Genomic DNA, 13,984 nt, shown 5'->3' on the forward strand with positions numbered 1-13,984 from the left:
GGGGACACCGGCGCCCGCCCGGACCCTCAGTCCGCTACCCAGCTGCTGTGGAAGCCCAGCGGCACGGGCCTGGGCAAGTGGATGCGTGCCAAGGGTTTCGCGGTGAAGTCCTGTGCGGCGAGGATCACCAGGTCCGAGGCGTTGCGGTCAGGGTTGTCGACATAGGCGAGGGCGTAGCCGTCGTCCTCGGATTTACCGTGGGACGAGGGCACGAAGACCGCTTCGCTCGCGTCGGCGCCCCGGCCGAAGCGGTGCACCTCCGAACGCCCGCTGAACAGGTCGTGCTTGATCAGCGCGTTGCCGAAGGTGCCGGCGGGCTTGTCCAGGTAGACGTCGAAGAGTTCACCGGGGGAAGCCGAGTAGCCGTACCGGTGCCGTCGTGAGACCAGGCTTTCGTTGACCCGCGGGAACTCCTGCGGCCGGTCGTCGAGCACGCGGCGCTGGACACGGCCCCGGGTCAGGTCGATCGTCCAGCGCTCCAGCACCGGCGGGCCGGACGCGGACGGGCCGCCGAAGCCCTGCTTACCGGCCGCCTCGAACGGCGCCGGCATCGTGGTCAGGTCCACCACCACCGTGGAGCCCTGTTCGTAGGCGTTGAGCGTATGCGAGTAGAACACCGGATCCACCCCGAACCAGCGCACCGGTCCGCCCTCGCGCTTCATGACCCCGACCCTGGCCGGGTGCTCGGTGTTCCACTTGTAAGGCACCACTTTCCCCGGCCGCGGGTCGAACGTGACGGGCACGTCGAAGACGACAACGTAGTTCTTGGTGAGCCCGAAGTCGTGCATCATCGGGCTGTCGGTGACCGGGATCCGGGTGGTCCGCACCACGCGGCCGGTCCGGTCGATCATCAGATGCCGCACGTGGTCCCACGTCGGGTAGTAGGTCACCGCGTGCAGTTCGTCGGCGTGGGCGTCGAACTTGGTGTGCGCGGTGTAGGAGCCGTCCAGGGAACCGCTGAAATCGAACGGCCCCACCGTGTTCAGCTCGTCGTCGAGTTCGTACGGCGGGGGACCGGACTCCTGCAGGGCGAGGATGCGGCCGTGGTGGCTGATCACGTGTGTGTTCGGCGCGAAGTCGTCCGCGGGCACGGGCCACGGATACCGTTCGCCCAGTTTCGCCGCGACACCGGACGAGCGCACCCACCGGTTGCGGTACCACTCGGCCTTCCCGTCACGCAGCCGGACACCGTGCACCATCCCCTCACCCAGCATCCAGTGGTGCGCGCGCGGATCCTCGAGCCCGAGGACATTCGGCCCGGTGCGCAGGTACCGGCCGCAAAGATCCTTCGGAATACGGCCTGTGACCGGCAGCCCGAACGCGGTCACCTCTTCCTTCACCGGCGCGAACGCGCCTTCGATGAACGGGTACTTCGCCTTCGCCGGACTTTGCGCGGCGAAGGCGGCCTGGGTGCTTCCGTAGGTCGCGGCGACGCCGCCGATGGTCAGCGCGGCCGCTCCGCGGAGCACGTTCCGCCTGGTCGGTTCGGTCATGGTCGATCCCGCCAATCCGATCGTAACTGTGTATGGCATGAACAGTGTATGCCTTTACCGGTTTCGGGTGCAACAATGCCCGGATGGACGACGCCGACATCGAGTTGCTGCCACCGGGCACCGCGCTGGCCTGGGGGCATGCCCCGGCGCCCCGGCGTGGGCCGAAACCGGGCTACAGCCTCGAGCAGATCGTCGACGCGGCCATCGCGCAGGCCGACGCGGAGGGGTACGCGGCCCTGTCCATGCCGTCGATCGCCAAACGCCTCGGCATCACCGCGAACGCGCTCTACCGCTATCTGAGTTCCAAGGAAGAACTGCTCGTCCTCGTCGCCGAAGCAGCCTGGGGTCCGCCGCCGAAACTGTCGTCCGGTGACTGGCGTGCCGCGGTCACCGCCTGGGCTCGCGCGCTGCTCGAACGCGGCCGCCGCCATCCGTGGCTGATCGACCTGCCGGTGCGCGGCGCGCCGAGTACGCCGAACCTGCTGGGCTGGCTGGAGAACTTCCTGGAAGGAATGGCGGACACGGGGCTCGGTACCCGTGACGTGATGGGCTGCGTCGTGCTGGTCGACGGCTGGGTGCGCAGCACCGCGGCCCTCCTGCGCGACGTGAACGCGAACGCTCCCGAACGGGTCGAGGCGCTGAGCGAGTTCTTGCGACCACGTCTTCGGGGGCGTGGTTATCCGCGTGTCGCCGCGGTGATCTCCGGTGAGGCATACGGCGAAGAAGGCATCGAGGACGACGACGTCGAGTTCGGCCTCGGCCGCATCCTGGACGGCATCGAGGCGTTGATCGTCAGGCGGTGAACAGCCTGTCGAGCCGGTAGTCGACGATCTCCACCGCGCGTTCCGTGGTGTAGGCGTCGACCATGATCGCGGTGACGAGGCCGGCGGACATCGTCGCGAGCGCGTCGGCCTCCAGGCTCGGGTCGAGGCGGGCCGGGATGTCGCCCTTCGCCTGGGCCTTCCGGAGCAGTTCGGCGAGTGCGCGGATCAGGTGGGGCAGCAGCGGTTCCTGGTCGGGATCCTGGCTCCCGCGGGTGACGTCGACGGCGAAGTACGCGATCTGGACCGCGGCCAGCATGCGGCGGCGTTCGCCGTCCGGCAGGACGCCGGTCAGGTAGGCGCGCACGATGGTGCGTTCGTCACCGGTCGCCATCGCCTCGACGATGCCTCTCCCGGCGATCTCGCCGGGGTCGTCACCTTCGAGGCCGCGGGATTCGGGGTGATCGGCAGGAGCTTCCTCTGGTGGAGCCTCCGTGAGATCTTCCGCTGGTTCCTGCCCCGGTGGCTCCTCCGGCTGGTGTCGTCCGGGGATCCGGCGGTGCGGCACACCGTGCGGCCGCTGCTTTTCAGTGCTCTCAAGTACAAACAGCATTTTCCCGAGATGCACCTGTTCAGCGACGACGAGCTGTACGCCATCGACGTACCCACCCGGATCGTCGTCGCCGAACGCAGTGTCATCCACAAGGCTTGTGAGGTCGCGGCCCGGCTCGAATCACTGAGTCCGCACATCGGTGTCGAGGTCGTGCCCAAGGCCACCCACGGACTGTCCCTGGAGAAACCGGATCTGGTCACCACCCGGATTCTCGAGGCCGTACCGGTCAGGCCAGGGGCTTAGCGTCCGGCCAGGAGGGGGAACGGCCGAGCAGTGCGACGATCGTGTCCAAATCGGACGGTCCCTTCTCGTTGACGGCCGGGCCGAATGCGGCACCCGGTGCCTTCCGGTTCTGTCCGTCCGGGATCGACTCGGCGAAACGTAGTCCGGCGTCGAGCACCTCCTGCTGGAACTCGAGCGGCAGTCCCAGAGTCTTGGCGACGTCCCAGGAGTGCACCAGGTAGTCCACGAAATGGAAACCCAGGGCCTGTTCCGCGGTGAAGGTGATCTCGGTGGAGAACTCGGGGAGCGCGAACTTGCGGGCGTCGAGGTCGTGGGGCACGAAGGCGTTCAGGACTCGCTTGACCGAGTCGCGGTAGGTGGCGACGGGGTCTTCGCCCAAGGGGATCAGGCGCCAGTGGTCGAGGTGGCTCTCTCCGTCGGCCGAGGCGGCGAAGCCGTAGTGCTGGGTGGCCATGTGGGCGAGGAGGCCGTGCAGGGTCCAGGCCGCGCAGGGGGTCGGTTTCTCCAGGTCGCTGGGGGTGATCTGGGAGACGAGGTCCAGGCTGGCCCGGACCACGATGGCGTCGAGGAAGCGTAGGTTATCGATAGGCATGCGCATATCATCTACATATGCGTACGAGTTCGTCAACAGGTTTCGCGAGAGCGCTCGGTATGGTCTGCGCATGGCGGAGCAGCGGAGGCCGGATCTCGCGGCGATGCTCGGCGGGCTGATGCGGCGGCTGATGACGGCCGAGTCGCCGGTGCTGGCCGAGCACGGGTTGACCATGTGGGGTTACGTGGTGCTCAGCGCGCTCGACGACGGACCCGTCCGTACGCAGGCCGCGCTCGCGAAGGCGATCGGCGCGGACAAGACGCGGATCATCGGCACACTCGACAAGCTCCAGGAAGACGGCTTGATCACCCGCGAGCCGGATCCGAATGACCGCCGGGTCCGCCTGCTGGGGATCACCGACGACGGCCGCGCCGCGCGGCGCTCCACCCAGGTGCGGATCCAGGAGCAGGAGGAACGACTGCTCGCCCAGTTGTCCGCCGCGGACCGCAAGGCGTTCCTCAAGGCCGCGCGGGTGCTGTCCGAAGCGCAGTGGCCGTGAGTGCTAGCGAACGGGCCTGAACCAGCCGGCATAGGTCAGCAGCAGTCCGATCACGGCCAGGACGCCGAAAAAGACGCGGGCGACGGTCAGTGCGGTGGGTGAGAGCATGGTCGCGTCGACTCCCGACTCGACGGCCCCGGGGACAGCGATCAGCAGGAAACCACGGATGGCGACGAACCAGCCGAACAGGGACACGGTGACCGCGAGCGGCCCGCGCCAGCTGCGATGTCCTCCGATGATGACGAGTCCCGCCGCGAGCATCATCGCGCCGAGCAGCAGGATCAGCCCAGGCTGGGCGAACAGGTCGCCGACGAGCCCTGGCAGGTCGGGCAGGCGGATCGCGTAGACGATCGTGAACGTGGCGACATAAGGGCCGATCACCCGGGCGAAAGCACGGGTTCGTCGCCGAGCTTCGGGAGTTGCGGTGGTCACGGCGCCTTTCCCTTTTTTGGCTATGGTCGATAGCCGGCTTGGTGGAGCACGGCTCGGAGGTAGTCCTTCGTCTCCGCGGGGGTGCAGGTGTCCGGGCGGGTGGCCAGGTGCTGCCAGATCGCACCGGTGAGCAGATCCAGCAGGACGTCCGGGTCGGAGTCCGACGGCAGGTGCCCGCTTTCGCGAGCGTGGGCGAACACGTCTCGGCGTGCCTGATCGCGATGCCGTCCGAAAAGGTCCTGATAGGCGCGAGCGAGTTCTGGCTGATCCTCGATCGCGCCGTAGAGGCGCCGGAGGAGCCGCCGTTGCCGCGGATCGGCGACGGCGGTCGACCAGCCGGACAGCAGTTGCTCGAGGTCGGCGATTTCCGGTGTTCGCGGGGGATTGCCGTAGGCGGCTTCGAGGGCGGCGATCAGAAGGCGGGTCTTGTCCGGGAAGCGCCGGTACACGGTCGCCCTGGTCACTCCGGCGCGTCGCGCCACCTGCTCGATGCTGGTCGCTCCGGCGCCGGATTCGATCAGCAGGTCCAGCGCCGCGTCGAGGATCGCGGCGTCGGCTTCTCTGCTACGGGGACGGCCGGGAGCGCGATCCGCTGAAGTCACCACTTTAATATACAGTACAGTGCTGTATTGTATAGAGAAGCGGCGCTGGCCCGCCTTTACGTTTCTTAGGCCAATACCTCCGCGACCATGCCCGCTGGATAATCCGACGGCGAGCGGTTCCACCACGCGCTGAACGCCTGGGCCAGCCGCTTCGGCACCTCGACCTGCGCGCCGCCGCCGTGGAAGTCGATCGTCACCAATACGGCGTCGATCTCCGCTCCGTCCCAGGGGATTCGCCGGACGAGCTTCGCGTAATCGGCGCTCGCGGACACGAACGTCACCACTTTCGTGGCACCGACGCGGCGGGTTTCGTCAAGGATGGCGTGTTCGAGTACGCCGGACGGCCAGTCGCCGAGCCGGAGTTTCCGGTCGTAGTAGGCGATCGGCTCGTCGGCGCGCAGGATTCCGTAGCCGCCGCTGAGGATCAGCGCCCGCCCGTTCGCGGCGGCCTCGCCCAGCGCGCCGCCGACATTCCGGTAGAAGTTCCCGTTGTAGCGGCGCCACGCGGGCCGCAGCCCACCGTCGTCGACCTTGGACTTGGCGAGGACGCCGGCCCGCGCGCGGAGCATCGTCTCCGACCAGGCCGTCCCGGTTTCCGTGGCCTGTCCGCCCCGGTTCTTACCCTTTGAAGGGCCGAGGACGGTCAGCGCCTCGCGCGGATCGATCGCGTTCAGAACACGGGACGCCTCCACCGGGCAAGCCTATCCGGTGACGCGCTGACCGGACGCTGACCGGGCACGGGCATGCTGGGTACACAGACATCGAAGGAGGAGCATGCCGCCGTTAGTCGTGCACGGCCTGTGGTCCCGGGGCCGCGGGATCGTGCTCTGGGGCGAACACGGCGACCGCCCCACGACGACGTCGATGCGGCCGTCGATGTCGGCCCGGCCGCATCCGTTCGCGGCGTCGGTGGCGGATCTGACCGCGCTGCACCCCGGCAAACCCGCGTCGGCCACGCTGCTGCTGCCATCCCGGCGCGGCGGCCCGGTCGCCTCGCCCGAACTGGGGACTCGCGGCCGCCCTCAGCAGGAACTGTCGCTGGAGCCGTGGTCGGTACCGGCGCTCCTGATCGACCCCACCGAGCTGGGGGACCTCGCCGACACGGTCAGCTACGGCACTTCCGTCCGCCATCTCCGCGCGATCGTCCGGCTGGCGGACGACCTGGTCCGCCGCGGCCGGGTGCTGCCCACCCTCGTGCGGAACGAGCTCGTGGCGCGGGCGCGCTGGCGGCCGGTGGCCCGCGGCGGCGACGCGGTCGCGCTTCAGGCGCTGATCGCCGCCACCCCGCCGGTCGGCCGGGCCGAACACACCAGGCCGGACCCGGCAACGCTGGTCACCGACGCGCTCCACACGCTCGTCGACACCGCGGTCCGCGAGCGACTGGCCGCCGCCGGTCACGCCTTGGAAAGCGACGGACGCGAGGGCCCGTTCGGATCGTGGCTCCACGCGCTGAAGACCGCTGACGACCGGATCGGCCAGGCGCCGGGGCGGATGGGGATCGTCGCCGAGGGCATCTCGGCTTGGGATGCCGTCGGCGACACCGACCTCACCGAGGGCACCGTCTGCCTCCGGCTCGACGAGGTCCCCACCCTGTACGGCCCGGTCGACGACCCCGACGACCAGACCGGCGACGGAACCAAGTGGCAGCTGCGGTTCTTTCTGCGCTCTGCGGCCGATCCGAGCCTCCTTCTCCCGGCGGAGGACGTCTGGTCCGGCAAGGCGGGCGCGAAGTTCACCGATCCCGAAGGCCTGTTCGCCGCCGAACTGGAGCGAGCCGCGGGAGTGCTGCCGTTGCTGGCTCCGGCGGTCCAGGCCGAGAAGCCGGGTCTCTACGACCTCACCGTCACCGAAACCGTGGAGTTCCTCGACGGCGGGGCGGAACAGCTGGTCGCGGCCGGTTTCGACGTCCAGCTCCCGGCGAGCTGGGGCGGCAGGCGGAAGCTCGCGCTGAAGCTGTCCGTCCGCGGCGCGCCCGTCGACCAGGCCGCCGTGCATCGCCTCGGCCGCCACCAGCTCGCCTCCTATCGCTGGGCCCTCGCGGTCGGGGAGGACGCGCTGACCGACGAGGAGCTGGCCGGGCTCGCCGCCGCGAAGTCGTCGCTGGTGCGGCTGCGCGGCCGCTGGGTGAGCGTCGACCCCGAACTGCTGCGCGCCGGTCTCGACTACCTGCGCCGCGACCCGGACCGGGAGAAACCGCCGCTGCCCACCCCGGCGGACCTGCTGGCCTTGCTCCACGGAGGCTTCGAAGCGCCGTTGCCGGTCACCGAAGTCACCACCGACGGCTGGATCGACGACTTCCTCGCCGGGCGGATCCAGAAGACCCTCGAACTCCTCGAGCCGCCGCCGACCTTCCTGGCGACCCTGCGGCCGTACCAGAGCCGGGGTGTCGCCTGGCTTTCGTTCATGACATCGATCGACCTCGGCGCCTGCCTCGCCGACGACATGGGACTCGGCAAGACCGTCCAGCTGCTCGCGCTCGAAGCGACCGAGCGAACGAGCAGCGACGCCGGGCCGACACTGCTCGTCTGCCCGATGTCGTTGCTCGGGACGTGGCAGCGCGAAACGGCGAAGTTCGCGCCGGAACTGCGTGTCCATCTCCATCACGGCGCTGACCGGGAGCACGGGGCCCGGCTGTCCGCGCGTATCGAAGGCGCGGATCTCGTCGTCACCACCTACTCGACCGCCGCCAGGGACGCCGACGAACTCGCGGGCACCCGGTGGCATCGGCTCGTGCTCGACGAGGCGCAGGCGGTCAAGAACCAGAACACCGGCCCGGCGCGGGCTCTGCGCCGGATCCCCGCCGGTCATCGGGTCGCGCTGACCGGAACGCCGGTGGAGAACCGGCTCGCCGATTTGTGGTCGCTGTCGGATCTGCTCAACCCCGGCGTCCTCGGTGGCAGACAGGAGTTCCGCGAGCGGTTCGAGGTGCCCATCGAGCGCCGGGGCGACCTGACCGCGGCCACCGAACTACGCCGGCTGACCCGGCCGTTCCTGTTGCGCCGCCTCAAAACCGACCCGACCGTGCTGGCCGACCTGCCCGAGAAGATCGAGATACTCCAGGAATACCGGCTCACTCGCGAGCAGGTGACGCTGTACCGCGCGACCGTGGACGAGATGATGACCAAGATCGCCGACAGCGCCGGGGTCAAACGGCGCGGCAACATCCTCGCCGCGATCACCAAGCTCAAACAGATCTGCAACCATCCCGCGCATCTGCTGCACGACGGTTCGCCGATCGGGGTCCGCTCCGGCAAGGTCAACCGGCTCGAAGAACTCCTCGCGGAGATCCTGGAAACGGGCGATCGCGCGCTGTGCTTCACCCAGTTCGCCGAGTTCGGGCACCTGCTCGTGCCGCACCTTTCGCATCGGCTGAACGCGAAGATCGCCTTCCTGCACGGCGGGTTGTCCCAGCGGCGCCGCGACTCGATCGTCGAACACTTCCAGTCGGGCGACGGCCCGCCGATCCTGCTCGCGTCCTTGAAGACCGGCGGAGCGGGACTGACGCTCACCGCGGCCACCCACGTCCTGCATCTGGACCGGTGGTGGAATCCGGCGGTCGAGGAACAGGCCACCGACCGGGCGTTCCGCATCGGCCAGCGGCGGAGTGTCCAGGTGCGGAAGTTCGTCTGCCCCGGCACCATCGAGGAACGCATCGACGCCGTCATCACCAAGAAGGAAGCGCTGGTCGGGCTCGTCGTCACCGACGGGGAAGACTGGCTCACGGAGCTGTCCACCGATTCGCTGCGCGAGGTCTTCGCACTGGGACGGGAGGCAGGCGATGACTGACCGATTCCGCCGGGCACTCGACGAACTCGGCGTCCACAATGGACTCGTACCGCCCTGCCGGGTCGACAGCCTCACGATCGGGCCCGGCGCGGCCGTCGCCGAGGTCCGGGTGACGCGGCAGCGGTTCTACGAGGTCCGCATCGGCCTGCCGACGTTCGGCAAGCAGGTGTGGACGGCGGTCACCGCCGCCATCGTCGCGGAAGAAGCCACGACGGCGGCCCTGCTCGACGGGCGGGTCCCGGAGGACGTCGAACGCTTCTTCGCCGCGGAGCAGGTGCCGCTGTTCCCCGAGGCGGCGTGGGAACTGTCGCTGGACTGCACGTGTCCGGGCACCCGTGTCCCGTGCGATCACCTCGTCGCCGGGCTGATCGCACTCGAAAAAGAGGCCGAGACTGAACCGTTCTCGATCTTCGCACTTCGCGGACGCGATCGCACGACGTTGCTCGAAGACATCGGACGCCAAGCGGGCGCCCGCGTCATGGCGCCGTCGGCCGATGCCGGAACACCCGCCCTCGACGAGGTCATGGACGACTTCTTCGGCTGGGGCCCGGCCGGGGACGTCACGAAAACGCGACGACCACCGGCCGGGGATCCGCTGGGTCTGCTGGACGAAGTCCCGCCGCTCAAGGCCACCGTGGACGGAACCTCGGTCACCGCCCTGCTACGACCGCTCTACCGGGTGCTCACCGGTCAGGAGTGAAGGCGATCGTCATCGGGTCACTCCGTTCCATTCGGCGTCGCCGAGGTCGGCGAAGTAGGAATCGACCAATGATTCGTCCACTTCGGACAGCGTCGCCGGCGCCCACTGGGGCGAGCGGTCCTTGTCGATGATCTGCGCCCGGATCCCCTCGACGAACTCGGCGGAGGACAGTGCGCGAGTCGAGACGCGGAACTCCTGCGCCAGCACGGTTTCCAGTTCGGGCATCGCCGCCGCCGAGCGGAGCGCCCGCAGGGTCACCTTGAGCGAGGTGGGCGACTTCGCCTCGATCTCCTTGGCGGTGGTCGCCGCCGCGTCGCCCCCGGAGTGGAGCCGGGTCAGGATCTCCTCGACCGTGTCCGCCGCGTAGCAGTGGTCGATCCAGTCCGCGTCGGCCGCCAGACCGCTGGCCGGTGCGGCCTCCGCGAACAGGTCCAGTGCGGTGTCCGGGGTGTGCGACGCGAGCGCGTCGAGCAGGTCCGGGATCCGTTCGCCGGGCACGAAATGATCGGCGAGTCCACAGTGGATCGCATCGGGTCCGGTGATGGAGCCCGCGGTGAGCGCCATGTGTGTGCCGAGTTCGCCGGGGGCGCGGGACAGCAGGTACGTGCCGCCGACGTCGGGGACGAAGCCGATGCCGGCCTCGGGCATGCCGAGCCGGGTGCGTTCGGTGACGATCCGGTGGCTGCCGTGCGCCGAGACGCCGACCCCGCCACCCATCACGAGACCGTCCATGAGCGCCAGGTACGGCTTGGGGTAGCGCGAGATCAGCGCGTTCAGCCGGTACTCGTCGGCCCAGAACCGCAGCGACGCGGTGCCGCCGCCGCGCGCGTCTTCGTAGATGGCACGGATGTCACCGCCCGCGCAGAGTCCGCGATCACCGGCGCCGTCGATCAGCACGGCGCGGACCCCCGCGTCGGAACGCCACGTTTCGAGGTGCTCGGTGATGGCGAGCACCATGTCGTGGTTCAGCGAGTTGAGCGCCCGCGGCCGGTTCAGCGTGATCCGGCCGATTCCACTGTGGATGAGGAACTTGACGTCGTTCACGAGGTCTCCTGCAGCAGTGGACGAACACGACACGTCCGCGGCCGGTATCCTGGCTCCCGGATCTACGACGGCTCCGGCCTTCCCGGCTTTCGCCAGTGGCCGTACTCGTGGAGCGCCGCTCCCCGGTCACAGTGGCGGACCGCTCCGGATTTTCACCGGCTTCCCTGCGCCGCAGACCTGTGGTCACCCTAAAGTAGGAAGTCCGACTATGTCGAGATCGAGGGTGTGGCGTACACCTCACGAGCCCCGACGTCACCGGCGGCCTGGTCACTCAAGTACATGAAGGCCCCCTTCCTTGAGCCTAGGTACAGGAAGGAGTCCTTCATGTACTTGGGGAAGGGGTGAAGGTCACCTTTGTTCGGCTCGGCCCCACGTCCTTATCGGTCACGATCATCTGGACCGAGTGTCGGGTTCGCGTGATCGGATGGGTCGACACGCGTGTGGGTCGGTCCCGTGGCGCACGTTCACCTTCCCCAAGTGGTGCCGGTACGGAGAGGGGCGGATTGCTCGGGAGTCCCACCGCGCGAATTCCGGCATTCGTCACCGGTCATGACCCAGGTCTGGTAGTTGTCGGATATGAGCGACCAGCCGACCGCCGCGGAACTCGCCGACGAAATCCTCGACGCCCTCGCGGCCGAGACGCCGTTGATGGCGACCTTCGACAACATCCCGGGGCACGACCACGAATTGCGCGACGTCTCCGAGGCCGGGGACGCGCGGCTGCGGGCGGTGGCCGTCCGGGTCGCCGGGCACGCGGCACGGTCGGCCGATCCGGACCGGGTGACGCTCGGCGTGATCACCCATCACGCGGAAGGCCTTTTGGCGAGACTGGACTCGCGGAAGATCGAGTTCGTCTTCGGCGATCCCATGGCGGCCGAGGCGGCCGGGATACTCACTTGGCTGCCGCAGCTGGCGCCGTCGGGGGAGCGGGCCGAGGAGGACTACCTGGCCAGGATGGCGGCGATCCCCGCGTTCCTCGCGGGCCTGGGTGACCGCTATCGCGCCGGGATCGAGGCGGGGCGGACGCCGGTGGAACGCGCGGTCGGCAACGCCATCGCCCACGTCGACCGGTTCCTGGCCGTCGAACCCAACGCCCTGCTGGCCCCGCCGCTGACCGGCGATCGCGGCGCACGGCGGGAACGGCTGTTCACCGAGCAGGTCCGGCCGGCGCTCGTCGCCTATCGCGAGATGCTCGCCCGCGACATCGCCGGGCAGGGACGCCCCGACGAACGGCCGGGTCTTTGCTGGCTGGAAGGGGGAAAGGAGACCTACGCGCGGCTGGCCCGGACGCACACCACCACCGGGATCTCGCCGGAGGAACTGCACGAGACCGGTCTCGAAATCGGCCGCGCACTGGACCAGGAATATGGCCGTCTCGGCGCCGCCGTGTTCGGAGTGGACGATCCCGCCGAGGTCCGGCGCCTGCTGCGCACCGATCCCGCGCTGTGCTGGCGTGACGCGGACGAGATGGTCACGACCGCCGCGGAAGCGGTCGCGCGGGCCACCGCCGCCGCGCCCGGCTGGTTCCGCGAGGTGCCGTCCGCCGAATGCGTCGTGCGTGCCGTGCCGGATTCGGACGCGCCCTCCGCCGCACAGGCTTACTACATGACGCCGTCGGCCGACGGCAGCCGTCCGGGCGTCTACTACACCAACACTTTCCGGGTGGAAGAGCGGTTCCGGTTCATCGCCGAGTCCGTCGCCTTCCACGAAGCCGTTCCAGGGCACCATTTCCAGGCTTGCCTGTCGCACGCCCTCGACGACGTGCCGTCGCTGCGCAAACTGGTCCCGTTGTCGGCGTTCGACGAGGGCTGGGCGCTCTACACCGAGCGGCTCGCCGACGAGATGGGTCTGTACTCCGATGACTTGATGCGGCTGGGCATGGTCGCCGAAGACTCACTGCGCGCGGCTCGGCTGGTCGTGGACACCGGACTGCACGCGCTGGGCTGGACGCGGCAGCAGTGCGTGGACTACCTCACCGAGCATTGCGTGCTCAGCGACATCGAGGTGCAGTCGGAGACTGACCGGTACATCGAATGGCCGGGCCAGGCGCTCTCGTACATGACGGGCAGGCTGGAGATCCAGCGGCTGCGCGCCCTCGCCGAGAGACGCCTTGGCGAAGCCTTCGACGTCCGCGACTTCCACGACCTCGTGCTGAAGCAGGGGCAGGTGCCGCTGCCCGTGCTCGGCGAGATCGTCCAGGAATGGCTCGAGTCAGCGGCGAAGTAGCTTTTCGACGTTGCCGTGCGCGATCTTCTCGCGGTCGGCTTCGTCGATGGGCGCGGTCTTGAGCAGGTTCACCATGGGCTCGTTCGGGGTGTAGGGATGGTCGACCGAGAAGATGATCCGGTCGGCCCCGAGCACGGCCAGCGCGCACTGCAACGGCGGGAAGGTCGCGTAGCCGCTGGTGGTGATGTGCACGTTGGTCTTGAAGTAGTCCGCGACCGGCTGGCGCAGGTGCTCGTTGATCGGCGTCAGCACGACGTCGATCCGCGACAGCGCGAACGGGATCATCTCGCCCATGTGACCGATGATGATCTGCAGGTCCGGGTACTCGTCGAGGACCCCGGAGACGATGAGCCGCAGCAGGTGCACCGCGGTCTCGGAATGCCAGCCCCAGGCCGCAGTGGCGAGGTTGTCGGCCTGCAGATCGGAAAGTCCGGAGAAGTAGGCGTCCAGCACGGGTTTCGGCGGAAGCGCCGGGTGCAGGTAGAGCGGCACGCGGAGTGACTCGGCGGCGGCGAGCACCGGCTGGAACGCGGCGTCGTCGAGGAAGCGGCCGGTGGTGAGGCCGTTGAGCATCGCCCCCTTCAGCCCGAGTTCGGTCACCGCGCGGCGGAGTTCGTCGGCGGCCGCGTCCGGCGCCCGCATCGGGAGGGCGGCGAAACCGGCGAACCGGTCGGGATGATGGGAGATCGCGTCGGCCAGCGCGTCGTTCGCCTGGCTCGCCCGATGCGCTTCCTCCGGCTTCAGCGCTTCCGCGCCGGGAACGGCGTGCGACAGGACCTGGACGTCGATCCCGGCCGCGTCCATCTCCGCGATCCGGCCGCGGCCGAGGTCGCGGAGCTTCTTCCGGATGCCCGCCATGATCGGGTGGTCGCCCAGTTCACCCTCGCCTTCCTCGTTGTACAAGGCCGGGTGGGTGAAATGCTCCTCGATGGCGATGACCTTCAACTCGACCCTCCACGTGCACGATCACTGACCTGGGCGCCCAGTCTTCTC

14 protein-coding genes and 1 riboswitch are annotated in these 13,984 nt (G+C 69.0%); of the genes, 6 read left to right on the top strand and 8 right to left on the bottom strand.

Annotated features, from left to right (window positions below):
* Positions 1–26: 26 nt before the first annotated feature.
* Positions 27–1,493 carry a carotenoid oxygenase family protein gene (locus BS329_RS31140; RefSeq protein WP_076165193.1) on the bottom strand — a complete coding sequence of 489 codons (1,467 nt, stop codon included), beginning with the start codon at positions 1,491–1,493 and terminating at the stop codon, positions 27–29.
* Positions 1,494–1,576: 83 nt separating this feature from the next.
* On the opposite strand from BS329_RS31140, the gene BS329_RS31145 reads away from it, so the two are divergent.
* A complete protein-coding gene (locus BS329_RS31145; protein ID WP_076165195.1) occupies positions 1,577–2,296 on the top strand; it encodes a TetR/AcrR family transcriptional regulator in 720 nt (239 codons plus the stop codon).
* Here BS329_RS31145 and BS329_RS31150 read toward each other — a convergent pair.
* Positions 2,286–2,648: a TetR family transcriptional regulator C-terminal domain-containing protein gene (locus BS329_RS31150; protein ID WP_244197364.1), complete on the bottom strand. Its 363-nt coding sequence runs from the start codon at positions 2,646–2,648 to the stop codon at positions 2,286–2,288. The genes BS329_RS31145 and BS329_RS31150 overlap by 11 nt on opposite strands.
* A gap of 66 nt (positions 2,649–2,714) precedes the next feature.
* Here BS329_RS31150 and BS329_RS31155 point away from each other — a divergent pair, with 66 nt between their 5' ends.
* Complete coding sequence (locus tag BS329_RS31155) at positions 2,715–3,110, top strand: alpha/beta fold hydrolase (RefSeq protein ID WP_244197365.1); 396 nt, start codon at positions 2,715–2,717, stop codon at positions 3,108–3,110.
* Here BS329_RS31155 and BS329_RS31160 read toward each other — a convergent pair.
* A complete protein-coding gene (locus tag BS329_RS31160; protein WP_076165400.1) occupies positions 3,094–3,702 on the bottom strand; it encodes a TIGR03086 family metal-binding protein in 609 nt (202 codons plus the stop codon). The genes BS329_RS31155 and BS329_RS31160 overlap by 17 nt on opposite strands.
* A 70-nt stretch (positions 3,703–3,772) precedes the next feature.
* Here BS329_RS31160 and BS329_RS31165 point away from each other — a divergent pair, with 70 nt between their 5' ends.
* The gene (locus BS329_RS31165) at positions 3,773–4,201 is read left to right on the top strand and encodes a MarR family winged helix-turn-helix transcriptional regulator (protein WP_076165197.1); all 429 of its coding nucleotides are present in this window, start codon (positions 3,773–3,775) and stop codon (positions 4,199–4,201) included.
* 3 nt (positions 4,202–4,204) lie between these two features.
* On the opposite strand, the gene BS329_RS31170 is transcribed toward BS329_RS31165, so the two are convergent.
* From BS329_RS31170 to BS329_RS31180, 3 genes are all read right to left on the bottom strand, one after another.
* Positions 4,205–4,633 (bottom strand): hypothetical protein, encoded by a 429-nt coding sequence (locus tag BS329_RS31170; RefSeq protein WP_076165199.1) that lies wholly within the window; start codon positions 4,631–4,633, stop codon positions 4,205–4,207.
* A 20-nt stretch (positions 4,634–4,653) separates the two neighbouring features.
* Positions 4,654–5,235, bottom strand: a complete 582-nt coding sequence (locus BS329_RS31175; protein WP_158075843.1) for a TetR/AcrR family transcriptional regulator — start codon at positions 5,233–5,235, stop codon at positions 4,654–4,656.
* A 65-nt stretch (positions 5,236–5,300) separates the two neighbouring features.
* The gene (locus BS329_RS31180; RefSeq protein ID WP_076165201.1) at positions 5,301–5,927 is read right to left on the bottom strand and encodes a YaaA family protein; all 627 of its coding nucleotides are present in this window, start codon (positions 5,925–5,927) and stop codon (positions 5,301–5,303) included.
* 82 nt (positions 5,928–6,009) lie between these two features.
* On the opposite strand from BS329_RS31180, the gene BS329_RS31185 reads away from it, so the two are divergent.
* Together BS329_RS31185 and BS329_RS31190 are read left to right on the top strand one after the other, a co-directional pair.
* Positions 6,010–9,021, top strand: coding sequence for a DEAD/DEAH box helicase (locus tag BS329_RS31185; protein WP_076165203.1), 3,012 nt, complete (start codon positions 6,010–6,012; stop codon positions 9,019–9,021).
* Positions 9,014–9,721, top strand: a complete 708-nt coding sequence (locus BS329_RS31190) for an SWIM zinc finger family protein (RefSeq protein ID WP_076165205.1) — start codon at positions 9,014–9,016, stop codon at positions 9,719–9,721. Before BS329_RS31185 ends, BS329_RS31190 begins: the two co-directional genes overlap by 8 nt.
* A gap of 9 nt (positions 9,722–9,730) precedes the next feature.
* Here BS329_RS31190 and BS329_RS31195 read toward each other — a convergent pair whose 3' ends face one another.
* A complete protein-coding gene (locus BS329_RS31195; RefSeq protein ID WP_076165207.1) occupies positions 9,731–10,765 on the bottom strand; it encodes an enoyl-CoA hydratase/isomerase family protein in 1,035 nt (344 codons plus the stop codon).
* Between the two features lie 22 nt (positions 10,766–10,787).
* Positions 10,788–10,971, bottom strand: a riboswitch (cobalamin riboswitch).
* 370 nt (positions 10,972–11,341) lie between these two features.
* On the opposite strand from BS329_RS31195, the gene BS329_RS31200 reads away from it, so the two are divergent.
* Entirely contained in the window at positions 11,342–12,991 is a 1,650-nt protein-coding gene (locus BS329_RS31200; RefSeq protein WP_076165209.1) for a DUF885 domain-containing protein, read from the top strand.
* Here the strand turns inward: BS329_RS31200 and BS329_RS31205 are convergent.
* A complete protein-coding gene (locus BS329_RS31205) occupies positions 12,977–13,936 on the bottom strand; it encodes an amidohydrolase family protein (protein WP_076165211.1) in 960 nt (319 codons plus the stop codon). The genes BS329_RS31200 and BS329_RS31205 overlap by 15 nt on opposite strands.
* Between the last annotated feature and the right edge of the window lie 48 nt (positions 13,937–13,984).

This window comes from Amycolatopsis coloradensis (assembly GCF_001953865.1).
Taxonomy (GTDB): domain Bacteria; phylum Actinomycetota; class Actinomycetes; order Mycobacteriales; family Pseudonocardiaceae; genus Amycolatopsis; species Amycolatopsis coloradensis.

What these genes read in the sequence shown, in the direction of transcription:
- BS329_RS31140 (WP_076165193.1), bottom strand. Translation starts at nt 1,493, where the DNA reads ATGACCGAACCGACCAGGCGGAACGTGCTCCGCGGAGCGGCCGCGCTG.
- BS329_RS31145 (WP_076165195.1), top strand. Translation starts at nt 1,577, where the DNA reads ATGGACGACGCCGACATCGAGTTGCTGCCACCGGGCACCGCGCTGGCC.
- BS329_RS31150 (WP_244197364.1), bottom strand. Translation starts at nt 2,648, where the DNA reads ATGGCGACCGGTGACGAACGCACCATCGTGCGCGCCTACCTGACCGGC.
- BS329_RS31160 (WP_076165400.1), bottom strand. Translation starts at nt 3,702, where the DNA reads ATGCCTATCGATAACCTACGCTTCCTCGACGCCATCGTGGTCCGGGCC.
- BS329_RS31165 (WP_076165197.1), top strand. Translation starts at nt 3,773, where the DNA reads ATGGCGGAGCAGCGGAGGCCGGATCTCGCGGCGATGCTCGGCGGGCTG.
- BS329_RS31185 (WP_076165203.1), top strand. Translation starts at nt 6,010, where the DNA reads ATGCCGCCGTTAGTCGTGCACGGCCTGTGGTCCCGGGGCCGCGGGATC.
- BS329_RS31190 (WP_076165205.1), top strand. Translation starts at nt 9,014, where the DNA reads ATGACTGACCGATTCCGCCGGGCACTCGACGAACTCGGCGTCCACAAT.
- BS329_RS31200 (WP_076165209.1), top strand. Translation starts at nt 11,342, where the DNA reads ATGAGCGACCAGCCGACCGCCGCGGAACTCGCCGACGAAATCCTCGAC.